Origin of the sequence: Klebsiella sp. CD33, from assembly GCF_051992865.1 — a bacterium.
Classification (GTDB): Bacteria; Pseudomonadota; Gammaproteobacteria; order Enterobacterales; family Enterobacteriaceae; genus Klebsiella; species Klebsiella pneumoniae.
In genome coordinates this window covers 5,106,816-5,130,481 of the sequence record NZ_CP197023.1, presented here as the reverse complement: position 1 = coordinate 5,130,481, position 23,666 = coordinate 5,106,816, and the positions used below count along the sequence as shown (strand labels likewise).

Here is a 23,666-nt window from a genome sequence, read left to right as displayed (position 1 = left end):
TACGGACAGCCAAAACTGGCCGCTGGCAAGAAAGCAAAGGTGACCGTGAGGGACATCACAGTTTGCGGTTTTAGGGGATGGCGAGGGGGATGTGATGGCCTCCGCAGTTCCGCATCTTTCCGGCTGATTCTTGAAAAAGCGGCAGGATTTACGAATTTCGCGGTCAAAAATTGAAGGCCGGATAGCCAACCCTTCATTACTATCAGCCGGTGACTGATAATTTTTCTCATTACGAGGGTGGCATCATGACCATATTGCACAGTACGGATTTCTTTAAGGCCGGGATCTCGACGGTGGCTATTGAACCCCGCCTCCCTCAGTCGGCCTTTCCGGAACATCACCATGATTTCCATGAAATAGTTATCGTGGAGCAGGGATCGGGTATTCACGTCTTCAATGGCCAGCCCTACACCATTGGCGGCGGTTCGGTCTGTTTTATCCGCGATCACGACCGCCATCTTTACGAGCACACGGATAATCTGTGTCTGACCAATGTGCTCTATCGCGCGCCGGATGCGTTTCGCTTTCTCGCCGGGGTCAGTCAACTACTGCCCCAGGAACAGGAAGGAAACTACCCCTCGCACTGGCGGGTGAATCAAACCGTCCTGCAACAGGTGCGGCATATCGTGGCGCAGATCGAGGCCGTGGGGAGCGATACGGATACTCATGCCGTCGCCAGCCGTGAGATCCTGTTTATGCAGCTGCTGGTGCTGTTACGTAAAAGCAGCCTTGCGGAAGAGGCCACCAACAACGATGCGCGGCTGAATCAGCTGTTGGCCTGGCTCGAAGACCATTTTGCGCAGGAGATCTGCTGGGAGGAGGTGGCGGCGCAGTTTTCGCTGTCGCTGCGTACGCTGCACCGCCAGCTGAAGCAGCAGACCGGTCTGACGCCACAGCGCTATCTTAATCGGGTGCGCCTGATGAAAGCCCGCCACCTGCTGCGCCACAGCGATGAAAGCGTGACTGATATCGCTTATCGCTGCGGCTTCGGCGACAGTAACCACTTTTCGACGCTTTTTCGCCGGGAGTTCGACTGGTCGCCGCGCGATATCCGTCAGGGGCGCGACGCCATTCTTCAGTAACGCGAGAAGAGTCAACGTATTGCAGACTAAAAACGCGAATAATGCGCCGTTATCCGCGTTTGGAGTGTGAGCCGTGGCCGGTCTGATTTTACGTAAAGAGGAGTTTTTCCCTTCCGCCACACAGGCAGTGGCGGTGGCAGACCGCTACCCGCAAAATGTCTTTGCCGAACATACCCATGAGTTCTGCGAGCTGGTGCTGGTGTGGCGAGGCAACGGGCTGCACGTCCTTAACGATCGCCCCTGGCGCATTACCCGCGGCGATCTGTTCTACATTCGCGCCGAAGATAAACACTCCTATGCTTCCGTTAACGATCTGGTTCTGCAGAACATCATCTATTGCCCGGAGCGGCTGCAGCTCAATTTTGACTGGGCCGGGGCGATCCCTGGCCTCTTCGGCACGCCGTGGAAGCCCCACTGGCGCATGGGCAGCACAGGTATGGCGCAGGCGCGCCAGGTGATTAGCCAGCTTGAGCATGAGTGCGCCCGGCGCGACGCGCAGGGAAATGCGATGGCCGAACTGCTTTTTGCCCAGCTGGCGCTGACGCTGCAGCGCCATCGCTACGCGACGGATGATCCCGCGGCGACGCAGCGCGAAGCGCTGCTGGACAAACTGCTGGCCGCGCTGGCGGCCAGCCTTAGCCGCCCCTTTGTTCTGGAGCGTTTCTGCGAGCAGGAGGGCGGCAGCGAGCGGGCGCTTCGCCAGCAGTTTCGCCAGCAAACCGGGATGACCATCAATCACTATTTACGCCAGCTGCGGATCTGCCATGCGCAGTATCTGCTGCAGCATACCGAGCGCTTAATCGGCGATATCGCCATGCAGTGCGGCTTTGAGGACAGTAACTACTTTTCGGTGGTTTTTAGCCGGGAAATCGGCATGTCACCGGGGCAATGGCGGCAGCGCAGTCGCGCCGCCGCCTGAAGAGCGTCGTTGTCAGGCGGATGATCCGGTGATTAACTGGCCATTCCCAGACCGACGATATTGGCGGCGATGATAATCACCACGCAGCCGAGGCTCAGGACGCTCACCGGACGACGGCCGGCGTTGTTCCACTCCTTCAGCACCAGACCCACCACACCGCCGCACAGCACGTAGAAACTCATGTGCAGCATCCAGCTCATATAATCATACTGCGCCGGAATGCTGGCGTGGCCCCAGGCATAGAAGAAGAACTGGAGATACCACATCAGACCGCCGAGGGCAGAGAGCAGAAGGTTGCTGATGATAAGCGGTTTGGCCAGCGAGAAATCGGCTTTGACTGACAGGTTCTTCACTTTCGCCAGACGAATAAAGCAGAAGCCAAGGTTAACCAGCGCCCCGCCGCCCATAATCACCACGTAGCTTGGCAGCGCTGCGTACAGCGGGTCGACGCCGAGCGCCGCGGCGGCATCATGCATCGGTTTGGCGGCGTTCATCGCGAACGACATCCCTGCGGAGAAGATACCGCACATTACCGCCAGCAGAAGCCCTTTCTTCAGATTGAACTCTTCGGCTTTGATGCCCATTTTGCGCTCTTTCAGCTGGCCTGCGCGGGTGACGATGCCGACGCCAATCACCGCCACCAGCACGCCGAGCAGCGTCATTTGACCGCCCTGGGTGCGCATCAGCACTGCAAACTGACCGTTAATAATCGGCGTCATCAGCGTGCCGACAATCAGCGTGATGCCAATGGCGATGCCAATCCCCATCGACATGCCAAGATAGCGCATGGTCAGGCCATAGTTGATATTACCAATGCCCCACATGGCGCCGAACAGAAAGACCGGCAGCAGCGTGGAGGCGCTAAAAGAGCGGTAGTAGGCCCAGAAGTCGGGTAACAGCGTGGCGCTGATGGCCCAGGGCAGAATCAGCCAGGAGACGATCCCCCCGACCGACCACATGGTTTCCCACGACCAGTGTTTTACTTTCTTGAACGGGGCATAGAAACAGGCGGCACTGGCGGCCCCTATCAAATGCCAAAAAATACCCATCGAAATCGCGTGGTTCATTGATTTTATCCTCATCTTTTTTTATCGGAGACGGCGGCTTCCGATGGGATGAGTGTAAAAATTGGCCGCTTTGGCCGCCTTCAGGACGTTGCCACAGGATGGCGAACCCTGGCAACCATGGGCTTAATTAGTTGTTCTACATCACAAAACGACGGGTATTTCTTCTGGTTATATCCATATGAAAAATACGGCATTGATAAGCATTTTCAATACCATTTAATTAACTATAATGGACAAACTGCTTACGCGGCGTTAACACTTGAGCCGCTCGACAATAATGGAGATGATTATGAGCTATACCCTGCCATCCCTGCCTTACGCTTACGATGCTCTGGAACCGCACTTCGACAAGCAGACGATGGAGATCCATCACACTAAACACCACCAGACCTACGTGAACAATGCCAACGCCGCGCTGGAAAGCCTGCCGGAGTTCGCTAACCTGTCCGCTGAAGAGCTGATTACCAAGCTGGATCAGCTGCCGGCTGACAAAAAAACCGTACTGCGTAACAACGCCGGCGGCCACGCGAACCACAGCCTGTTCTGGAAAGGCCTGAAAACCGGTACCACCCTGCAGGGCGACCTGAAAGCGGCTATCGAGCGCGATTTCGGTTCCGTGGAGAACTTCAAAGCGGAATTCGAAAAAGCCGCTGCTACCCGTTTCGGCTCCGGCTGGGCGTGGCTGGTCCTGAAAGGTGACAAACTGGCCGTTGTCTCCACCGCCAACCAGGATTCCCCGCTGATGGGCGAAGCCATTTCCGGCGCTTCCGGCTTCCCGATTATCGGCCTGGACGTCTGGGAACACGCTTACTACCTGAAATTCCAGAACCGCCGCCCGGACTACATCAAAGCCTTCTGGGACGTAGTGAACTGGGACGAAGCTGCAGCGCGTTTTGCCGCCAAAAAATAAGGTTGCATTGCGCTAAAAGAGAAGCGAGTCTGATGACTCGCTTTTTTTATATCTGTAGCAAGGAGAGCAGCCATGCATTATCCGGTGAATGTCTTTGTCGGCAAAATCAGGGACTACGCGGGCAGTCGCCCCAGCGCGATCGACAAAATCCAGGTCGACGGAGAATTGCAGCTCGGCGATCTCGGTCTCGATGGGGACCAGCAGGCGGAGAAGAAAATCCACGGCGGGCCGGACCGCGCGCTGTGTCATTATCCGCGCGAACACTATGCCGACTGGATCCGTGACTTCCCCCAGCAGGCCGAGCGGTTCTGCGCGCCGGCGTTCGGCGAAAACCTCTCCACCACCGGGCTTACCGAGCAAAACGTTTATATCGGCGATATCTTTCGCTGGGGCGAGGCGCTGATCCAGGTCACCCAGCCGCGATCGCCGTGCTTCAAGCTCAACTTTCATTTTGCGATCAATGATATGGCGCAGCTGATGCAAAACAGCGGAAAAACCGGCTGGCTGTACCGGGTGATTGCCGGAGGGCAAGTTTCCAGCGATGCGCCGCTCGAGCTGGTTTCCCGGCTGAGTGATGTCAGCGTTCATGAGGCCGGGGCGATTGCCTGGCAGATGCCGTTTGATGATGATCAGTACCACCGCTTATTGTCGGCAGCGGGCCTGTCTGTTAGCTGGAGCCGAACGATGCAGAAACGGCGTTTAAGCGGCAAGATAGAGGATAGTTCGCGGAGATTATGGGGGAAATAATCCCCCATATTAAGTATTCCCGGGGATGCTCCCGGCGCAGCGCCGCACAGCGCAGGCCGGGTCGGCGTCAGGTTCGTTTATACAGCGGCAGCCAGATTGTTAAACGCAGACCACCCAGCGGGCTGTCGTCGGCCTTCACCCAGCCGCGGTGCTGCTGAATAGCGGTTTCGACAATCGCCAGCCCCAGGCCGGTGCCGCCGGACTCGCGGTCGCGCGCCTCGTCGGTCCGGTAGAATGGCCGGAAAATCTGTTCGCGATCCTCCGGGCTGACTCCCGGGCCGTCGTCATCGACGTTAACCGTAATCCCGTCTTTATCCACCGAGAAGCTGACGGAAATTTTCGTATGCGAGTAGCGCAGGGCGTTGCGCACGATATTCTCCAGCGCGCTTTCCAGCGCATTGGGGTTACCGTACAGCGGCCATGGGCCCGGCGGATACTCAACGGTGAAAGATTTCCCCATCTGCTCGGCTTCAAACGCCGCATTGTCCAACACTTCGTTCCATAGCTGATTGGCTTTCACCGTCTCGCTGACCAGGGCGTTTTTCGCCTGATTGCGCGACATCACCAGCAGGTCGTTGATCATGCTGTCCAGCCGGTGCGCTTCAGTTTCGATACGCTCCAGCTCCTTACTCTCTCCGCTGCGGCGACGCAGCAGGGCGGTACCTAATTGCAGGCGCGTAAGCGGCGTGCGCAGCTCGTGCGAGATATCGGACAGCAGCCGCTGCTGGCTGGTCATCATCCGCTCCAGGGCCGTCACCATCTGGTTAAAACTGGCGCCAGCGGCTAAAAACTCCTGCGGCCCGGCTTCCAGCTCCGGATGCTGGCGCAGGTTGCCCTGGGCGACTTCATCGGCGGCATTTTTCAGCTTACGCGCCGGTTTCGCCAGGCTCCACGCCAGCCACAGCAGCAGCGGGGCGCTGACCAGCATCGTGACGATCAGCAGCAGCAGCGGCCGGTCAAACAGCAGGTTGATAAAGTCGGATTGTGAGGTGCTGGCGGGACGAATCAGATAGAGCTGATAGTTATCCTCCCCGTCCCGGACGGAAAACGGGCCCACCATTTCCAGGCGGCCATAGCGTTTTTTCTGCGGATGATCGGCGTTATCGGCCTGGCCGATAAAGTTACGAATGATCTGCATCTCGTTGCGTTCTGCGCCGATCACGCGGCCTTCGCTGGTCACCAGCAGCAGGCGTTGTCCCGGAGGCGCCCATTTATCGATGGCGCGAAACAAACGACGCCACCACATCAGGTCGTTTGGCGGATCGTTGGCCAGCTCGGCCTCGACGTGCTGCTCGATCATGATGCCCTGACGCTGCTCGCTTTCCAGCAGCTCGGTCATCTGCCGGGAATCCAGTTTGGGCAACATCAGCACCAGCATCAACACCAGCGCCAGCGTGAGCCAGAAGATGGCGAAGATGCGTGCAGTCAAACTTCCAATCATGAAGCGGAAACCATCAGATACCCGCGGCCACGCAGCGTTTTAAACCACGGATGGCCATCTTTGCGCTCCGGCAGCTTACGCCGCAGGTTGGAAATATGCATATCAATGGCGCGGTCGAACGGCGTCAGGCGCTTGCCTAACACTTCCTGGCTTAAATGCTCACGGGAGACTACCTGACCGAGATGCTGCGCTAACAGATAGAGCAGGGTGAACTCGGTGCCGGTGAGCTCCAGCGTCTGGCCATCGAAATTGGCTTCCTGGCGGCCCGGATTGAGGCTTAAGGCATCCACTTCCAGGGTTGGTGAGCCGGCTTCGGTCGTCTGCTGCTGCTCGCTCCAGTGGGAACGGCGCAGAATCGCGCGTATACGGGCCACCAGCTCGCGATCGTTGAATGGCTTAGGCAAATAGTCATCCGCGCCCAGCTCGAGGCCGAGAACGCGATCCAGCTCGCTTCCGCGCGCTGTTAGCATGATAACCGGAGTCTGGTGTGTCTGACGCAGCTCTTTCAGCGTATCGATACCGTTTTTCTTCGGCATCATCACGTCGAGCAGCAATAAATCAACGCTGTCGTCCAGAAGGGCCAGCGCCTGTTCCCCATCATGGGCCACCAGCACGTTAAAACCTTCCATATCGAGCAGCTCTTTTAACAGGGAGGTGAGCTCCCGGTCATCATCAACTAACAGGATTTTATTCATTGTTTAAATACCTCCGAGGCAGAAATTACGTCATCAAGGCCCGCTAATCCATGACTTTACGTTGTTTTACACCCCCTGACGCATGTTTGCAGCCTGAATCGTAGACTGTCTCTCGTTGAATCGCGACACAAACGTTTTGGGAGTATGTGATGCGCAATGTTATCGCTGCCGTCATGGCCTCAACGCTGGCGCTAAGTGCATATAGCCAGGCCGCTGAAGTCGTTACCAGCGTTAACTGGCTCCCCGGAGACGACGGGGGACAGCGCGGTAGCCAAAGCCATATGTTTGACGGCATAAGTTTAACCGAGCAGCAACGTCAGCAGTTACGGGATCTTATGCAACGGGCACGCCACGACAGGCTCCCCGTTAATGTTAGCGAAATGGAGACAATGCATCGCCTTGTCACCGCAGAAAATTTTGATGAAAACGCTGTGCGCGCTCAGGCAGAAAAGATGGCGCAGGAACAGGTTGCCCGCCAGGTCGAGATGGCTAAGGTTCGCAACCAGATGTACCACCTGCTTACGCCAGAGCAGCAAGCGGTTTTAAATGCTAAGCACCAGCAGCGTATGGATCAGTTGCGTGAGGTTGCAAGGATGCAGAAAGGCTCAGCGATGATGCTTTCGAGTAGTAGCAACACCCTGCAACCCCAGTAACAAACCCTGTTTTCCTTGCCATAGACACCATCCCTGTCTTCCCCCACATGATGTGGGGGTTTTTTTTGCCCTTTTTACGGTAAATCAACTCCTTCGCCTATCCCGTGAGCGTCACAAGTTCGGGTTATACTAAGCGCATTGCAGGAGAAGGAGCCTATATGAATCAATCTTATGGCCGGTTGGTGAGCCGCGCCGCTATCGCCGCGACGGCTATGGCCTCCGCGTTACTTTTGATCAAAATTTTTGCGTGGTGGTATACCGGTTCTGTCAGTATTCTGGCTGCGCTGGTGGATTCGCTGGTGGACATTGCCGCCTCGCTGACCAACCTGCTGGTGGTTCGCTATTCGCTACAGCCTGCTGATGAAGAACATACCTTTGGTCATGGCAAAGCGGAGTCGCTGGCGGCGCTGGCGCAAAGCATGTTTATCTCCGGCTCGGCGCTGTTCCTGTTTCTCACCGGCATTCAGCACCTGGTGCGCCCGGAGCCGCTGCAGGCCGCCGGCGTCGGGGTCGTCGTCACATTGATCGCCCTCGTTAGTACGCTGGCGCTGGTGACTTTCCAGCGCTGGGTGGTGCGAAAAACCCAGAGCCAGGCGGTGCGGGCGGATATGCTTCATTATCAGTCTGATGTTATGATGAACGGCGCCATTCTGGTGGCGCTGGGCCTATCCTGGTACGGCTGGCATCGCGCCGACGCGTTGTTTGCCCTAGGGATTGGCATCTATATTTTATATAGCGCGCTGCGGATGGGCTATGAGGCGGTTCAGTCACTACTCGACCGCGCCTTGCCTGACGAGGAGCGTCAGGACATTATCACCATCGTGACCGCATGGCCCGGCATCCGCGGGGCGCACGATCTACGAACGCGGCAGTCAGGGCCGACCCGCTTTATTCAGATTCATTTGGAAATGGAAGATAACCTCCCGCTGGTGCAAGCCCACGTGATTGCAGACCAGGTGGAGCAGGCGATTCTGCGCCGTTTCCCGGGGTCCGATGTCATTATCCATCAGGATCCCAGCTCTGTGGTGCCAGCGGCGCAGCAGGGCTTTTTTGAGCGTTAGGTTATAGTCTGTAAACTCGATGTAAAAATGTGGGGCAGATCGGCATTTTTTGTATAAATTACCGCCGTTTGGTCTGACCTGAATCAATTCAGCTTGAGGCGTTTGATATACTATTGTCATTAGCGTCGTGCACTCCTGGTGAGGGAGCGCTTCAGGCAACAGAATTATTTTTTGCTTCCTAAGTTCAGAGGTAGTCATGATTAAGAAAATCGGTGTGTTGACAAGTGGCGGTGATGCGCCGGGCATGAACGCAGCAATTCGTGGCGTTGTGCGCGCGGCATTAACGGAAGGTCTGGAAGTTTTTGGAATCTATGACGGTTACCTCGGATTGTATGAAGACCGTATGGTTCAGCTCGACCGTTACAGCGTTTCCGACATGATCAACCGCGGCGGCACCTTCCTGGGCTCCGCTCGCTTCCCGGAATTCCGCGAAGAACACATCCGCGCTGTGGCTATCGAAAACATGAAGAAGCGCGGCCTGGACGCGCTGGTGGTTATCGGCGGTGACGGTTCCTATATGGGGGCGATGCGCCTGACCGAGATGGGCTTCCCATGCATCGGCCTGCCGGGCACCATCGACAACGATATCAAAGGCACTGACTACACCATCGGCTTCTTTACTGCCCTGAGCACCGTGGTGGAAGCGATTGACCGTTTGCGCGACACCTCCTCTTCGCACCAGCGTATCTCCGTGGTGGAAGTGATGGGCCGTTACTGTGGCGACCTGACCCTGGCGGCGGCGATTGCCGGCGGCTGTGAGTTCATCATGGTGCCTGAAGTGGAATATACCCGTGACGATCTGGTGGCAGAAATCAAAGCCGGTATCGCGAAAGGGAAAAAACACGCTATCGTGGCCATCACCGAGCACATGTGCGACGTTGACGAGCTGGCAAGCTACATCGAGAAAGAGACTGGCCGTGAAACTCGCGCCACCGTCCTCGGCCACATTCAGCGCGGCGGTTCCCCGGTTCCTTACGACCGCATCCTGGCTTCCCGCATGGGCGCCTATGCGATTGAGCTGCTGCTGCAGGGCCATGGCGGCCGTTGCGTCGGCATCCAGAACGAGAAGCTGGTGCACCACGACATCATCGATGCCATCGAGAACATGAAGCGTCCGTTCAAAAACGACTGGCTGGATTGCGCGAAGAAACTGTACTAAGTTACGCGCCGGATAAACAAAAGGCCTTCTCATGGAGAAGGCCTTTTTTATGGCGGAAGGTTTATTCGATATCCAGCGGGTCTTCCGACAGGATCATCCCGGTGTTATCGGCATACAGATGGTCGCCGGAGAAGAAAGTCACCCCGCCGAAATTGACGCGCACGTCGCTTTCGCCGATGCCTTCGCCAGCCGCGCCGACCGGAATCGCCGCCAGCGCCTGAATACCAATGTCCAGTTCCTCAAGGTCGTCAACCTGGCGCACCGCGCCATAGACCACCAACCCTTCCCATTCATTCTGGACGGCCAGACGCGCCAGGTCAGCGTCAATTAACGCGCGTCGTACTGAGCCGCCGCCGTCGATCAGGAGAATATGACCACGGCCATTCTGCTCGAGCAGATCGTAGAGCAACCCGTTATCCTCGAAACATTTAACCGTAATGATCTGTCCACCAAACGACGACCGTCCTCCAAAGTTAGAGAACAGCGGTTCCACGACGTTGACATCTTCCTGGTAGATGTCACAAAGCTCGGAAGTATCGTATTTCATAGGCTTAACGTTCAGTTGCTGCGAGAGTTTTTAGTATATCCCGCGAATCGCATTGTTGGCAAAATCATCAATTGTTAATTGATATTTGTCAGTTAAGCCATCAGCTTACTGGCAATAATTCCGATAACAAACAGCAGGTTGGTCAGTAAGGCCCCTTTGACCGTCTTTTCGAGCATTGGCCGCATCGCCAGCGGATCGGATTCGCGCAGGACGTAGCGCGCCTGTTTCACCAGCAGCGGCGTGGCGAGAATAAACAGCCAGCCCCAGGCTGAATGCAGCGCCAGCAGGTTAAACAGCGCCAGACACAGCAGGGCGCCGAGCAGCAGGCAGGCATGATAGCGGCGGGCATTGACCGGGCCCAGGCGCACGGCGAGGGTGTTCTTCCCGTTCTGCCGGTCGCTGTCGATATCGCGCAGATTATTGATGTTCAGCACGGCGGTCGCCAGCAGACCGCAGGCTGTCGCCGGCAGAAAAATGGCCGCTTCCACATTATGGGCTTGCAGATACCAGCTGCCGAGGACGCTCAGCCAGCCGAAGAAAACGAGTACTGAGATATCACCCAGACCAATATATCCATACGGACGGGTGCCCACCGTGTAGGTGATGGCGGCCACGATAGACAGGCCTCCCAGGGCGAGGAAGCCGATGAAATCGCCGACGCTCTGCCAGGCGGCGCACAGCAGCGCCAGACCAAACAGGCAGATGAGTACGACGGTGACGATCAGGGCGCGCTTCATCTGCTGGGGGGTAATCACCCCTTTCTGCATCCCGCGCAGCGGCCCGATGCGATCCGGTTTATCGCTCCCCTTAACCGCGTCGCCGTAGTCATTGGCGAGGTTGGAAAGAATTTGCAGCAAGCCGGCGGTGATCAGCGCCAGCAGGGCAACCCAGGGATCAAAATGGCCCTGCTCCCAGGCAAGGACGGTGCCAACAATAATCGCGGCAAATGCCAGCGGTAACGTTTTAGGACGCAGGCTTTCCAGCCACGCCTGTGAACGGCTGATATCAGTCATAGTTATTTTAGCCAATAAAAATGGGGGCGATAGCCCCCATCAACAGTGATGAAAATGCATTGCACCGGATTATAGGATAAAACGGCTCAGATCTTCATCTGCCACCAGAACATCCAGGTGTTTACTCACATATTCGGCATCGATAGTGACGGTCTGGCCGTTCATCTCGCTGGCATCATAGGAGATGTCTTCCACCAGGCGCTCCAGCACGGTGTGCAGGCGACGCGCACCGATGTTCTCGGTGGTTTCGTTTACCTGCCATGCGGCCTGGGCGATGCGCTTGATGCCGTCTTCGGTGAATTCGATGTTCACCCCTTCGGTCGCCATCAGCGCCTTGTACTGCACGGTGATGGAGGCATTCGGCTCGGTCAGGATGCGCTCGAAGTCGTGGGTGGTCAGCGCCTTCAGCTCAACGCGGATCGGCAGACGCCCCTGCAGTTCCGGGATCAGATCGGATGGGCTGGCCACCTGGAATGCGCCGGAGGCGATAAACAGGATGTGGTCGGTCTTGACCATCCCATGTTTGGTGGAGACGGTGCAGCCTTCCACCAGCGGCAGCAGGTCGCGCTGTACGCCTTCGCGGGAGACGTCCGGGCCGGAGGTGTTGCCGCCGCGCTTACAGATTTTGTCGATTTCGTCGATAAAGACGATACCGTGCTGCTCTACAGCGTCGATGGCTTCCTGCTTCAGCTCTTCCGGATTGACCAGTTTGGCCGCTTCTTCTTCAATCAGCAGCTTCATCGCGTCTTTGATTTTCAGCTTACGCGGTTTCTGCTTCTGGCCGCCGAGGTTCTGGAACATAGACTGCAGCTGGCTGGTCATCTCTTCCATGCCCGGAGGGGACATGATTTCAACGCCCATCGGCGCCGCAGCGAGATCGATTTCAATCTCTTTATCGTCCAGCTGGCCTTCACGCAGTTTTTTACGGAACGCCTGGCGCGCTGCAGACGGTTCCTGCGACGGCTCAGTCTGGCCCCAGTTGTTCTTCGCCGGTGGGATCAGCACGTCGAGCACGCGCTCTTCCGCCAGCTCTTCCGCGCGGTAACGGTTCTTATCGATGGACTGCATACGAACCATTTTGATCGCCGCATCGGTCAAATCGCGGATGATGGAGTCCACTTCTTTACCGACATAGCCCACTTCGGTGAACTTCGTCGCTTCAACTTTGATAAACGGCGCGTTAGCCAGTTTTGCCAGACGACGGGCGATTTCGGTTTTACCGACGCCGGTTGGGCCGATCATCAGAATGTTTTTCGGCGTGACTTCATGACGCAGCTCTTCGTTAAGCTGCATCCGACGCCAGCGGTTACGCAGGGCGATAGCAACAGAACGCTTGGCGGCGTCCTGACCGATAATGTGTTTGTCCAGTTCGCTGACAATTTCGCGTGGGGTCATTTCAGACATGGGAGATCCTTACGCTTTAGAAGGTAATTCTTCGATGGTGTGGAAATGGTTGGTATAGATGCAGATATCACCTGCAATATCCAACGCTTTCTCGGCGATGTCGCGCGCGCCCATATCGGTATTTTCCAACAGCGCGCGGGCCGCGGCCTGGGCGTAAGGACCGCCGGAGCCGATAGCAATCAAATCGTTTTCCGGCTGTACCACGTCACCGTTACCGGTGATGATAAGCGACGCGTTTTCGTCCGCGACGGCCAGCAGCGCTTCCAGTTTGCGCAACATCCGGTCAGTTCGCCAGTCTTTGGCCAGCTCAACGGCGGCCTTCACCAGATGGCCCTGGTGCATTTCCAGTTTACGTTCAAACAGTTCGAACAGCGTGAAGGCGTCGGCGGTGCCGCCAGCGAAACCGGCAATCACTTTGTCGTTGTACAGACGACGCACTTTCTTCACATTGCCCTTCATCACGGTGTTGCCCAGCGTGGCCTGGCCATCACCGGCAATAACAACATGGCCGTTACGGCGAACACTTACAATTGTAGTCACGAGCAGACCCCTTGGTTGCAAAAGCGGAACAGGGGCCCCGCGCTGTCCGCGGGGCCGAATGCAATTATAGATGGGGGGGATTTTGAGGGTTTCAACCCCTGGCGGCGAGACGAATGCAGTTCGCGTGTCCAGCCATCTTCAGGCGGGTGATCATCTCGTTGGCGCTTTCTTTGCCTTTCAACGGGCCAATAACCACGCGGTTCCAGCCGTTGTTAGTGGTAATGTGCGAAGCAAACCCTTCGAAAGCCAGCTGAGCGCGGACGGTTTCGGCCTGCTCGGCGCCTTTAAAAGAGCCGCACTGGATCATCCAGCTACGATCGTCTTTCTTCTCGGCGGTGGTTTTCGGCGCTTCTTCCACCCGAGTTACCGGCGCCGCGGCCTGGGTACGCGGCTGCGTGGTATTGGTATGCGCTGGCGTCTGCAGCAGATCCTGGTACGGCTGCTGGTTTGACACGGTCTGCTTCGGCTGTTGCTGCTGAACCGGCTTCGGCTGCTGAACGCGCGGCGGCTGCTGTTGGACGGTCTGCGCCTGAGTCTGCGCCCACTGTTGCTGCTGCGCCTGCTGCTGTTGCTGCGCTAAACGCTGACGCTGAAGCGTCTGCTGGCGCTGCGCCGGCGTTTGTTCGTTCCACGGCACTTCGGTCAGCTGGGTCGGCTGCTGGCGCATATCGGCCTGCATCTGGGCGAGCAGCTGGCGCTGCTCGTCGGTCAGCTGTTCCGGTTTCATGACTTCGCCACCAGCGGTCGGTTCGGTCGGCGCGCGGACGCCAGGCTGGCGGCTTTCCAGCTCTTTAATATAGCGCCAGCGCTCTTCCGGTTTGGGCGGCAAGCCGTTGCCGGCGGCCTGGCGATTTTGCATCGCTTCCGCTTCTTCTTTCTTATGATGCGTAATGAAATAGAGGCCACCGATAAAGGCCACCAGCACAGCCGCCGCGATCGCCACCATCGCCGGTGAAATCGCCGGAAGGCTGCTTTGCTTATTCCTTGAGCTTCGGGTCGTGCTCTTTTTGCGCCGCGAAGAAGCCGGTTGGCTGCGGCGTACATAATCTCGTTGTGCCACTATCGTTTCGCTGTCTTATATTCGTTCGTCAGCCCGCCATGTTACTTAAGCGGCGGGCCTTTGACCAGAAGAGCAGGCCCGAAAGCCTGATGGTTATCGTCTGATTTTTTGCGTACTGCCGCGAACAATCAGTTCGCAATCGAGCAGACGCGAGCCGCTGTTCACGTTATGCCCCTGCATTTGCTCCAGTAATAGCAGCATTCCTTCACGGCCGATATCAAACCGTGGCTGTGAAACCGTGGTCAACGGCGGGTCGCAAAATTCAGACAACGCGATGTTATCGAAGCCGACAATTGACAGGTCGTCCGGCACTTTCAGACCGCGACGTTTTGCCAGCGATAAGGCGCCCAGCGCCATCACATCGCTATGGCAAAAGACCGCCGTGGGCGGCACCGGCTGCGCCAGCAGCTGCTCCAGCGCATTGGCGCCGGCTTCGAAGGTAAAGTTGCCGCGAGCAATATAGTGCGGATCGACGGTGATACCGCTGCGGCGCAGCGCCTGCACATAACCCTGCAGGCGATAATGGCACAACGGCATATCTTCCGGGCCGGCGATACAGCCGATACGCTGATGTCCCAGCTCGTGGAGATAATTTACCGCGTTAAAGGCCGCCGTCAGGTTATCGATATGGACGGTGGGCAGCTCCAGCTCCGGCGCAAACTCATTCGACATGACCATTGGCGGCAAATTGCGCTGCTCTTCCACGCTGGCGTCAAACGGCAGGCGCGAGCTGAGCAGCACCATGCCGTCGATCTGCTTGGTGATGATAAGGTCGATAAAGGTTTTTTCTTTCTGATTCTGGTGGGCGCAATCGCCGATTAACACCAGATAGCCGTGCTCGGCGGCAGTGACTTCAATACCGCGGATCACTTCACTAAAGAAGGGGTCGCAGATATCCGGGACGATCACGAGGATCGTCCGCGATTCGTTGCGCTTCATATTGCGTCCGAGCGACTGCGGTAAATAGCCGACTTCCAGCGCCGCCTGCTCGACCCGGTTACGGGTGGCTTGCGACACCTTATCAGGGTTCATCAACGCTCGGGACACGGTTGCCGTGGAAACGTTTGCCTTGAGGGCGACGTCTTTCATGGTGGCGGCAACCACTTGTTTTTTGGGCTTCACCTGGTTTCTCCTCGCTGAATGGCGCTGGCATTTCCCTTGGGCGCTAACTGCTGCATCATTTTTATCAGATAGTCGCGGCAGTGAGTTACAGAATTTTCATGAAAAACGTGATGCTTGTTAAATTTTTCGATCCGGCTCGCAAGAGAAGGCTTATCCTTCAATCGGATCGACATCCAGCACCCACTTCACTTTTCTCGCCTCCGGAAGCGTATTGATCAGCGCCAGCGTACCGCTAACGATATGTTGCAGACGCACCCGCGAAGGATGCTGCAGCAATATTTGCCAGCGCCAGCGGCCGCCGCGCTTTGGCGCCAGCGCCGGAACCGGACCGAGCACCCATAGCTTTTCGTCGGCCAGCGGGCTGGCCTGCAGCAGATTGCGCAGCTGCTGTAAAAACAGCGGCGCCTGCTGGTTGTTATGGTCTTCCGCACGAATCAGCACATGGCTGGTCCACGGCGGCAGCTGCATCGTCTGCCGCTCTGCCAGCGCCTGTTCGGCAAAGGCGTCGTAGCCTTTATACAGCAGGGTCTGCAGTAGAGGGTGTTCCGGATGGTGGGTTTGAAGAATGACCTCGCCCTGTTTTCCTGCCCGGCCCGCTCGCCCGGAGACCTGGGTATAAAGCTGAGCGAAACGCTCTGCGGAGCGGAAATCAGCGGAAAACAGCGCCCCGTCGACATCCAGCAGGGAGACGAGGGTGACGTCCGGGAAGTGGTGCCCTTTGGCCAGCATTTGGGTGCCAATCAGAATACGCGCCCCGCCGCGATGGACGGCGGCGAGATGCTCCTCCAGCGCTCCTTTGCGGCTGGTGGTATCGCGGTCGATACGCGAGATAGGCACCTCAGGGAACAGCGGCGCCAGGGCCTGCTCCAGCTGCTCGGTGCCGATCCCTACCGGCACCAAATGCGTGGAGCCGCAGGAAGGACACTGGCGCGGGATCGGGCGCTGGCTGTCGCAATGGTGGCAGCGTAGATGGTGCTGCGCCTGGTGCAACGTATAGTAACTGTCGCAGCGCGGGCATTCCGCTATCCAGCCGCAATCGTGGCACAGCAGCGCTGGCGCAAAGCCGCGGCGGTTAAGAAACAGGATCACCTGGTTATCCGCTTGCAGGTGCTGGCGCATACGGTTAATCAGCGCGGGAGACAGGCCCGCCTGCAGCGGTTGCCCTTTGAGATCGAGCACGTGCTGCTGGGCCGGGCGCGCATTGCCCGCGCGTTTGCTTAAGGTTAACTGGCGGTATTTACCCTGGCGGACGTTATGCAGAGTCTCCAGCGCCGGCGTCGCCGAGCCGAGAATTATCGGGATCTGCTCGCTGTGGGCGCGCCATACCGCCAGGTCGCGGGCATGGTAGCGCCAGCCTTCCTGCTGCTTGTAGGAGCTATCATGCTCTTCGTCGATGACGATGACGCCGAGATCTTTAAATGGGGTAAACAGCGAGGAGCGGGTGCCGATCACAATGGCCGCTTCGCCATTTTTCGCCTTCAGCCAGGCCGAGAGACGTTCGCTGTCATTGAGCCCGGAGTGCAGCACTTCCACCGGCGCGTTAAAGCGCTGGCGAAATCGGGCGATGGTTTGCGGCGTCAGGCCGATCTCCGGCACCATCACCAGCGCCTGGCGCCCCTGCGCCAGCACATTCTCCAGCACGCTCAAATAGACTTCCGTTTTCCCGGAGCCGGTAATACCCGCCAGCAGCCAGGCGGAGAAACGATCGGCGGCGCTGTGGATCGCCCCGACGGCGGTGGCCTGCTCGGTATTCAGGCGCAGGCGTTCGCCGGCAACCGAATACGCGCTGCGCCAGTCGGTGAGGGCGGGCGCTTCGCAGGCCAGCTCCGCCAGCCCTTTACCGCGCAGCGCCTGCAGCGCCGCTTCATTGAATTCCAGTTCGCCAACCTGATGACGCCAGATTTTACCCTGGCGCAGCGCCGCCAGCGCCTGCTGCTGCTTCCGGGAGCGTTTCAGGCCGTTAAGGTCGACAACCTGCCCCTGCTCGGTGGCGAACCAGTACCACAGCGGCGTGGCGCTGGCGGGTTTGCCCTGGCGCAGCATAACGGGTAATGCATGGAACAGCACATCGCCGATCGGGTGATGGTAATACTCAGCCGCCCACATCAGCAGTCGCCAGACAGTCGTGGAGAAGACCGGCTCGTCGTCCAGCGCTTCGGCGACCGGTTTTAGCTCATCCAGCGGCAGTTCGCTGCGCTCGCTCACCGCCGCGACAATGCCGATCCGCTCCTGTTTGCCGAACGGCACCCGCACCCGACAGCCCGCTTTGACCGCCATGCCTTCAGGCAGCAGGTAGTCAAAAGTGCGCGGTAGCGGAACGGGTAGGGCAACGTGGGCGACGGACATGTCATCTTCCTGACTTGAAATCTGGCGGGATAGTATACACATTACGATAAGGCGGCGCGGATCAGTTTGCATATGCTGGTCAAATTCTGTATGATTCGCCGCCTTTGATGCGCTTTATATCGCATTGAAGATTGACCATTACCGCGTGCTTCACGCTGTCAGCAGCGTAGAAGGCGACGGGAAATTACTAATATCGCGTGGTGTCTGGCGTTAGGGCTGGAAGAGCGACGCGGCCTTAACTGAGGTTCTCCCATGAAAAAAGGTATTCACCCAAATTACGACGAAATTACTGCTACCTGTTCTTGCGGTAATGTCATGAAAATCCGCTCCACCGTTGGTCACGACCTGAACCTCGACGTGTGCGGCAAATGCCACCCGTTCTTCACCGGCAAACAGCGTGATGTTGCTACCGGTGGCCGTGTTGACCGCTTCAACAAGCGCTTCAGCATCCCGGGCAGCAAGTAAGTTGCCAGAAGAAGCCGCCTCAGGGCGGCTTTTTTGTCTCTTCCGCCTGCCTGGGCGGGAAAGAAAAAAGGGCGGAAGATTATTCCGCCCTTTTTATCGTCTCAGTATTCCCACGTATCCGGGTCGATTCCCAGTTCACGCATAATCGCTTTCGCCGCTTCCGGGATCTCATCGCTGCGCTCTTTACGCAGGTCTTCATCGTTAGGCAACGGTTGTCCGGTAAAGGCATGCAGAAACGCTTCGCACAGCAGCTCGCTGTTGGTCGCGTGACGCAGGTTATTCACCTGACGACGCGTGCGTTCATCGGTGAGGATTTTTAACACCTTCAGAGGAATGGAAACCGTAATTTTCTTTACTTGTTCACTCTTCTTACCGTGCTCAGCGTATGGGCTGATATATTCGCCGCTCCATTCAGCCATGAGATACCTTAATCCTCTGTTTATTAGTGAAGGGCCAGAATATTCCGCCCGGGCTATAATTGCGCGTAGTTTACCGTATGCGCGGGCTTTCTGACATGAGATAAGCCGCCGACGACGTGCGCTAATGCATATAATTTTAACGGCTATTTGCACTTTGCTCAATCTATACGCAAAGAAGTTTAGATGTCCAGATGTATTGACGTCTATTGTGACAATGATTACTCTGGAGCCTGACTTTTCACCGATTCAGCCCAGGAACTTCCCAACATGACGCGTAAACAGGCCACCATCGCAGTGCGTAGCGGTTTAAATGACGACGAGCAGTACGGTTGCGTTGTCCCGCCGATTCACCTCTCCAGTACCTATAACTTCACCGGCTTTAATGAACCGCGCGCCCACGACTACTCCCGTCGTGGCAATCCGACGCGCGATGTGGTGCAGCGCGCCTTAGCGGAGCTGGAGGGCGGCGCCGGCGCGGTGCTGACCAATACCGGAATGTCGGCGATCCTGCTGGTGACGACAGTGTTCCTTAAACCGGGCGATCTGCTGGTGGCGCCGCACGACTGCTACGGCGGCAGCTACCGTCTGTTCGACAGCCTGGCGAAGCGCGGCTGCTATCGCGTCCAGTTTGTCGATCAAAGCGATGAGCAGGCGTTGCGGGCGGCGCTGGCGGAAAAACCGAAGCTGGTGTTGGTGGAAAGCCCAAGTAATCCATTGCTGCGGGTGGTGGATATTGCGAAAATCTGTGGTCTGGCGCGTGAGGCCGGGGCAATTAGCGTGGTGGACAACACCTTCCTGAGCCCGGCGTTGCAAAACCCGCTGGCGCTGGGCGCCGATCTGGTGCTGCATTCCTGTACCAAATACCTCAATGGTCACTCCGATGTGGTGGCCGGGGTGGTGATTGCCAAAGATCCGGCAACTGTCACCGAACTGGCATGGTGGGCGAATAATATTGGCGTCACCGGCAGCGCCTTCGACAGCTATCTGCTGTTGCGCGGGCTGCGGACGCTGTCTCCACGGATGGAAGTGGCGCAGCGAAATGCCCTGGCGATCGTTGAGTATCTGAAAACCCAGCCGCTGGTGAAAAAGCTGTATCATCCATCGCTGCCGGAAAACCAGGGGCATGAAATTGCGGCGCGTCAGCAAAAAGGTTTTGGCGCAATGTTAAGCTTCGAGCTTGACGGTGACGAGCAGACGCTGCGCCGTTTTCTGAGCGGGCTGTCGCTGTTTACACTGGCGGAATCGCTGGGGGGCGTTGAAAGCCTGATTTCCCATGCGGCAACGATGACGCATGCCGGCATGGCGCCTGAAGCGCGTGCCGCCGCCGGAATTTCAGAAACGCTCCTGCGTATATCGACCGGTATTGAAGATGGTGAAGATTTAATTGCCGACCTGGAAAATGGCTTCCGGGCAGCAAACGAGGAATAAAGATGAGTGTGATTGCGCAGGCAGGGGCGAAGGGTCGTCAGCTGCACAAATTTGGTGGGAGTAGTTTAGCGGATGCGAAATGTTACCTGCGCGTCGCGGGGATCATGAAGGAGTATTCGCAGGCGGGGGATATGATGGTCGTCTCCGCCGCTGGCAGCACCACCAACCAGCTGATCAGCTGGCTTAAGCTTAGCCAGAGCGATCGCCTTGCTGCGCATCAGGTTCAGCAGTCGCTTCGCCGCTATCACACCGAGCTGATTGGCGGTCTGCTGGAGCCTGCGGCGGCGGATACGTTGATAGCCGCCTTTATCCACGACCTTGAGCGTCTGGCTGGTCTGCTGGACGGCGGGGTTTCCGAAGCGGTCTATGCGGAAGTGGTCGGCCATGGGGAAGTGTGGTCCGCGCGCCTGATGGCGGCGGTCCTCAATCAGCTGGGTATGGAAGCCGCCTGGCTGGACGCGCGCGCGTTCCTGCGCGCGGAACGCGCCGCGCAGCCGCAGGTGGATGAAGGATTATCCTATCCGCTGCTGCAGCAGCTGATGGCGCAGCATCCTAACAAACGTCTGGTGGTGACCGGCTTTATCTCCCGCAACCAGGCCGGCGAAACCGTCCTGCTGGGCCGTAACGGGTCTGACTACTCTGCCACCCAGATCGGCGCGCTGGCGGGCGCCTCCCGGGTCACTATCTGGAGCGACGTTGCCGGGGTGTACAGCGCGGATCCGCGCAAGGTGAAAGACGCCTGCCTGCTGCCGCTGCTGCGTCTGGACGAAGCCAGCGAGCTGGCGCGCCTGGCCGCGCCGGTGCTCCATGCCCGCACGCTACAGCCGGTTTCCGCCAGTGATATCGATCTGCAGTTACGCTGCAGCTACACGCCGGAACAGGGTTCCACGCGCATTGAGCGCGTGCTGGCCTCCGGTACCGGCGCACGGATTGTCACCAGCCATGACGACGTCTGCCTGGTGGAGTTCCAGGTGCCGGCCGGTCACGATTTCAAACTGGCGCATAAAGAGCTGGACGCTCTGCTCAAACGCGCCCAGCTGCGCCCGTTAGCCGTTGGCGTCCATGCCGACCGTAAGCTGCTGCAGTTCTGCTATACCTCCGAGGTGGCCGACAGCGCGCTGAAATTGCTCGATGAAGCCGGTCTGCCGGGCGAGCTGCGTCTGCGTCAGAAGCTGGCGCTGGTGGCGATGGTGGGCGCGGGAGTCACCCGTAACCCGCTGCACTGCCACCGTTTCTGGCAGCAGCTCAAAGGGCAGCCGGTGGAGTTCACCTGGCAGTCTGAAGAGGGGATCAGCCTGGTGGCGGTGCTACGCGCCGGGCCGACGGAAAGCCTGATCCAGGGGCTGCATCAGTCCTTGTTTCGCGCCGAAAAGCGTATTGGCCTGATGCTGTTCGGCAAAGGGAACATTGGTTCCCGCTGGCTGGAGCTTTTCGCCCGTGAACAAACTACGCTCTCGGCGCGTACTGGTTTCGAGTTTATTCTCGCCGGCGTAGTCGACAGTAAACGCAGCCTGCTGAATTACGACGGGCTGGATGCCAGCCGGGCGCTGGCTTTCTTCAACGATGAAGCGGTGGAGCAGGATGAAGAGTCGCTGTTCCTGTGGATGCGCGCGCACCCGTATGATGATTTAGTGGTGCTGGACGTCACCGCCAGCGAACAGCTGGCCGACCAGTATCTTGATTTCGCCAGCCATGGCTTCCACGTCATTAGCGCCAACAAGCTGGCGGGCGCCAGCAGCAGTAATAAATATCGTCAGATCCACGACGCGTTTGAGAAGACGGGGCGCCACTGGCTATATAACGCCACCGTGGGCGCCGGCTTGCCGGTGAACCATACGGTGCGCGACCTGATCGACAGCGGCGATACTATTCTCGGCCTGAGCGGTATCTTCTCGGGAACGCTCTCCTGGCTGTTCCTGCAGTTCGATGGCACCGTGCCGTTCACCGACCTGGTGGATCAGGCGTGGCAGCAGGGGCTGACCGAGCCGGATCCGCGCGTCGATCTGTCCGGTAAGGATGTGATGCGTAAGCTGGTGATCCTCGCGCGGGAAGCGGGCTATGACATCGAACCGGATCAGGTGCGTGTGGAATCACTGGTGCCGGCGCACTGTGAAGAGGGGTCGGTCGATCACTTCTTTGAGAATGGCGAAGAGCTGAACGAGCAGATGCTGCAGCGTCTGGAAGCGGCCCGCGAGATGGGACTGGTGCTCCGCTACGTGGCGCGCTTTGATGCCAACGGCAAAGCACGCGTCGGTGTGGAAGCGGTACGCGAAGAGCACCCGCTGGCGGCGCTGCTGCCGTGCGATAACGTGTTTGCCATCGAAAGCCGCTGGTATCGCGATAACCCGCTGGTGATCCGCGGGCCCGGCGCCGGGCGTGATGTGACCGCCGGGGCGATCCAGTCGGATATTAACCGCCTGGCGCAGCTGCTGTAAGCGTCGCGTTATACTCTTGAACCAGTGAGGCCACTATTTGCGTTACGCGCCCTGCGGAATACAGGGCGCTCTGCGCAAACGCGGGTCTGTTTTTCAGCCATATTGTAAACCGTCGGCTGGCCGCAAGGTCTGGTAGAAAGGCGTTCTCTTCTGCAGTGCCGGCAAGCCGGCAGACCATTTTCTGATTCTCTTCCTGCGTCCAACGCTGCCATGAATTTTGCCACCAGCCATGATGGGTTTTCCCCTGTAGCTGCCACGGAGCCGGGCTGGCTGGGTTCCTTATCTCTTCTTCCACATACCATAGATCGCCTTGCCGCTGACGAAAAAGCGGCGCCCAGGCAACGATCGCCGCGCCGCGTAAAAAGCATTCATGCGCAATAACGTGCGTTTTCACCTCTGGAAACCGCTGGCTGAGCAGTTTGAAATGACCGTGCGCGGCGATAACCGGGCGCAATATATTGCCGCGGGCATGGCGCTTTTGCATTGCGCTGCCGTACTGGATTTCATCGAACTGACTGCGTTGTAAAAAGCGCATTTCAGTGAGAGAAATACGTTGAATAATATCGTTAGTCTCCTCCCTGTCGGCTTGTCCGCCGCGCCAGTGATAGCGTAATGATTCGCCTACCGCGAAAGGAGTGAAATTAGAGGTAAGATGAATAACATTACCGCGCACGGCATCAAAGCTTAATAAAAAATAGAGCTTTTGCCCGGCGGCATTACCTTGGAATGGCGCTATCAACGGTACGCTGCAAATACGTCGTGGGGCTTCAATTGGGACGATGTGTGGGAATTTTGGCGTCCAGACCTTTTTACAGTGGCGGCACTGAAGGCGTTGCGTACCCTGCGGATTGCGGCCGTAGCGAATAATATCCCGCTGATAGCATACCGGGCAAAAATAGCCGTAGCGGCGGGCATGATCCGTCAGATAAGCCGCCAGCCAGGGGCGGAATTCCCGTTCGTTAAACAGGGGGGGATAGCTGCCGCAGGCTGCGCAGTAGAGCGCCGGGTAGCCCAGCCGAAAATTCGGGAAATGATACTCAGCCGCAGACGGTAAACCTAAATTGCGGCAGCCAAAAGTTTTACAGGCATTAATGGTAAAGAGAGTATCCACTGGCAGGTCAATACCAACGATTTTTACAGGTCGTTAATTTTG

The 23,666-nt window shown here is 57.7% G+C and carries 22 protein-coding genes; 10 read left to right on the top strand and 12 right to left on the bottom strand.

The annotated features are described in order from the left end of the window. Positions 1–245: 245 nt before the first annotated feature. Positions 246–1,082: an HTH-type transcriptional activator RhaS gene (gene rhaS / locus ACR809_RS25065; RefSeq protein WP_002882888.1), complete on the top strand. Its 837-nt coding sequence runs from the start codon at positions 246–248 to the stop codon at positions 1,080–1,082. Between the two features lie 73 nt (positions 1,083–1,155). Then, a complete protein-coding gene (gene rhaR, locus ACR809_RS25060) occupies positions 1,156–2,001 on the top strand; it encodes an HTH-type transcriptional activator RhaR (RefSeq protein ID WP_002882891.1) in 846 nt (281 codons plus the stop codon). Between the two features lie 32 nt (positions 2,002–2,033). On the opposite strand, the gene rhaT is transcribed toward rhaR, so the two are convergent. Beyond that, complete coding sequence (rhaT, locus tag ACR809_RS25055; protein ID WP_122051632.1) at positions 2,034–3,068, bottom strand: L-rhamnose/proton symporter RhaT; 1,035 nt, start codon at positions 3,066–3,068, stop codon at positions 2,034–2,036. A 289-nt stretch (positions 3,069–3,357) separates the two neighbouring features. Here rhaT and sodA point away from each other — a divergent pair, with 289 nt between their 5' ends. Next, positions 3,358–3,978: a superoxide dismutase [Mn] gene (sodA, locus tag ACR809_RS25050; protein ID WP_002882894.1), complete on the top strand. Its 621-nt coding sequence runs from the start codon at positions 3,358–3,360 to the stop codon at positions 3,976–3,978. Between the two features lie 72 nt (positions 3,979–4,050). Then, a complete protein-coding gene (gene yiiM / locus ACR809_RS25045) occupies positions 4,051–4,725 on the top strand; it encodes a 6-hydroxyaminopurine reductase (protein WP_002882896.1) in 675 nt (224 codons plus the stop codon). Positions 4,726–4,792: 67 nt separating this feature from the next. Here the strand turns inward: yiiM and cpxA are convergent, their stop codons facing one another. Then, positions 4,793–6,166, bottom strand: a complete 1,374-nt coding sequence (gene cpxA / locus ACR809_RS25040) for an envelope stress sensor histidine kinase CpxA (RefSeq protein WP_002882898.1) — start codon at positions 6,164–6,166, stop codon at positions 4,793–4,795. Continuing rightward, positions 6,163–6,861: an envelope stress response regulator transcription factor CpxR gene (gene cpxR, locus ACR809_RS25035; RefSeq protein WP_002882901.1), complete on the bottom strand. Its 699-nt coding sequence runs from the start codon at positions 6,859–6,861 to the stop codon at positions 6,163–6,165. Before cpxR ends, cpxA begins: the two co-directional genes overlap by 4 nt. Before the next feature lie 149 nt (positions 6,862–7,010). Between cpxR and cpxP the strand changes: the two genes are divergently transcribed. The 3 genes from cpxP (at position 7,011) to pfkA (ending at position 9,734) form a co-directional block, all read left to right on the top strand. Further along, positions 7,011–7,514, top strand: coding sequence for a cell-envelope stress modulator CpxP (gene cpxP, locus ACR809_RS25030; protein WP_002882903.1), 504 nt, complete (start codon positions 7,011–7,013; stop codon positions 7,512–7,514). A gap of 158 nt (positions 7,515–7,672) precedes the next feature. Further along, the gene (gene fieF, locus ACR809_RS25025; protein ID WP_002882907.1) at positions 7,673–8,575 is read left to right on the top strand and encodes a CDF family cation-efflux transporter FieF; all 903 of its coding nucleotides are present in this window, start codon (positions 7,673–7,675) and stop codon (positions 8,573–8,575) included. Positions 8,576–8,771: 196 nt separating this feature from the next. Continuing rightward, the gene (pfkA, locus tag ACR809_RS25020) at positions 8,772–9,734 is read left to right on the top strand and encodes a 6-phosphofructokinase (protein ID WP_002882911.1); all 963 of its coding nucleotides are present in this window, start codon (positions 8,772–8,774) and stop codon (positions 9,732–9,734) included. A gap of 61 nt (positions 9,735–9,795) precedes the next feature. Here pfkA and rraA read toward each other — a convergent pair whose 3' ends face one another. The 7 genes from rraA to priA form a co-directional block, all read right to left on the bottom strand. Then, complete coding sequence (gene rraA / locus ACR809_RS25015) at positions 9,796–10,281, bottom strand: ribonuclease E activity regulator RraA (protein ID WP_002882913.1); 486 nt, start codon at positions 10,279–10,281, stop codon at positions 9,796–9,798. A 92-nt stretch (positions 10,282–10,373) separates the two neighbouring features. Next, positions 10,374–11,294, bottom strand: a complete 921-nt coding sequence (gene menA, locus ACR809_RS25010) for a 1,4-dihydroxy-2-naphthoate polyprenyltransferase (protein WP_002882914.1) — start codon at positions 11,292–11,294, stop codon at positions 10,374–10,376. Positions 11,295–11,363: 69 nt separating this feature from the next. After that, positions 11,364–12,698 carry an HslU--HslV peptidase ATPase subunit gene (gene hslU, locus ACR809_RS25005; protein WP_002882917.1) on the bottom strand — a complete coding sequence of 445 codons (1,335 nt, stop codon included), beginning with the start codon at positions 12,696–12,698 and terminating at the stop codon, positions 11,364–11,366. A 9-nt stretch (positions 12,699–12,707) separates the two neighbouring features. Then, positions 12,708–13,238, bottom strand: coding sequence for an ATP-dependent protease subunit HslV (hslV, locus tag ACR809_RS25000; RefSeq protein WP_002882918.1), 531 nt, complete (start codon positions 13,236–13,238; stop codon positions 12,708–12,710). 91 nt (positions 13,239–13,329) lie between these two features. Continuing rightward, a complete protein-coding gene (gene ftsN / locus ACR809_RS24995; protein ID WP_071526720.1) occupies positions 13,330–14,298 on the bottom strand; it encodes a cell division protein FtsN in 969 nt (322 codons plus the stop codon). A 93-nt stretch (positions 14,299–14,391) separates the two neighbouring features. Then, a complete protein-coding gene (cytR, locus tag ACR809_RS24990; protein ID WP_002882921.1) occupies positions 14,392–15,420 on the bottom strand; it encodes a DNA-binding transcriptional regulator CytR in 1,029 nt (342 codons plus the stop codon). Positions 15,421–15,570: 150 nt separating this feature from the next. Then, on the bottom strand, positions 15,571–17,766 hold the full coding sequence (gene priA / locus ACR809_RS24985) for a primosomal protein N' (RefSeq protein ID WP_065801175.1): 2,196 nt from the start codon (positions 17,764–17,766) through the stop codon (positions 15,571–15,573). Between the two features lie 252 nt (positions 17,767–18,018). Here priA and rpmE point away from each other — a divergent pair, with 252 nt between their 5' ends. After that, positions 18,019–18,231, top strand: a complete 213-nt coding sequence (rpmE, locus tag ACR809_RS24980) for a 50S ribosomal protein L31 (protein WP_002882922.1) — start codon at positions 18,019–18,021, stop codon at positions 18,229–18,231. Positions 18,232–18,332: 101 nt separating this feature from the next. Here the strand turns inward: rpmE and metJ are convergent, their stop codons facing one another. Further along, positions 18,333–18,650 carry a met regulon transcriptional regulator MetJ gene (gene metJ / locus ACR809_RS24975; protein WP_002882924.1) on the bottom strand — a complete coding sequence of 106 codons (318 nt, stop codon included), beginning with the start codon at positions 18,648–18,650 and terminating at the stop codon, positions 18,333–18,335. 267 nt (positions 18,651–18,917) lie between these two features. Between metJ and metB the strand changes: the two genes are divergently transcribed. Together metB and ACR809_RS24965 are read left to right on the top strand one after the other, a co-directional pair. Beyond that, positions 18,918–20,078: a cystathionine gamma-synthase gene (gene metB, locus ACR809_RS24970; protein WP_004150388.1), complete on the top strand. Its 1,161-nt coding sequence runs from the start codon at positions 18,918–18,920 to the stop codon at positions 20,076–20,078. Positions 20,079–20,080: 2 nt separating this feature from the next. Further along, entirely contained in the window at positions 20,081–22,513 is a 2,433-nt protein-coding gene (locus tag ACR809_RS24965; protein ID WP_020802759.1) for a bifunctional aspartate kinase/homoserine dehydrogenase II, read from the top strand. On the opposite strand, the gene ACR809_RS24960 is transcribed toward ACR809_RS24965, so the two are convergent. Next, positions 22,488–23,624, bottom strand: coding sequence for an IS1/IS1595 family N-terminal zinc-binding domain-containing protein (locus ACR809_RS24960; RefSeq protein ID WP_020802769.1), 1,137 nt, complete (start codon positions 23,622–23,624; stop codon positions 22,488–22,490). The genes ACR809_RS24965 and ACR809_RS24960 overlap by 26 nt on opposite strands. Positions 23,625–23,666: the final 42 nt, after the last annotated feature.